Here is a 489-nt window from a genome sequence, read left to right on the forward strand (position 1 = left end):
TGATGCGGGTGTGGGTGTCGAGTTCGAGGCGGACGACGCCGCCTCGGTGTTCGGTGAAGGTGACGCGGCTGGTGTGGCCGCCGAGGGTGAGGTAGCCGCCGATGTGGATCTGGTCGGCGGGCAGGTGCAGGGCGTGGGCGCGGAGGTGGGTCATGGCCGGCGTGCCGCCGATTCGGTGGCGGGGTGGTCGCGCAGGGCCGCGTTGAGGATGGTCACCTCGTCGCGGGTGAGGTTGCCGAGGTGGACGAGGTAGGCGGGGCGGCGGCAGCCGTCGCAGGGGTCGAGGACGTCGATGTCTTCCAGGCGGACGCCGAGGTCCTTGATGTGGTTGAAGAACTCCCGGGCTACGTCTTCGAGTTCTTCCCGGTCGGAGTTGGCGAAGCTGATGTCTTCGAACATGGCTGTCCCTTGGTCGTGGCGGGGTGTGGGGGTGCCTGCTCTTATTCACATCTCCGATCCCTCGCAGCAAGAGGCAAGATCCTATGCCGG

1 protein-coding gene is annotated in these 489 nt (G+C 67.1%); it reads right to left on the reverse strand.

Features of this window, described 5'->3' with window-relative positions:
* Positions 1 to 150: 150 nt before the first annotated feature.
* Positions 151 to 399, reverse strand: a complete 249-nt coding sequence (locus E0D90_RS26040; protein ID WP_130800347.1) for a hypothetical protein — start codon at positions 397 to 399, stop codon at positions 151 to 153.
* Positions 400 to 489 lie beyond the last annotated feature (90 nt).

This window comes from Streptomyces otsuchiensis, from assembly GCF_004305975.1.
GTDB lineage: Bacteria > Actinomycetota > Actinomycetes > Streptomycetales > Streptomycetaceae > Streptomyces > Streptomyces otsuchiensis.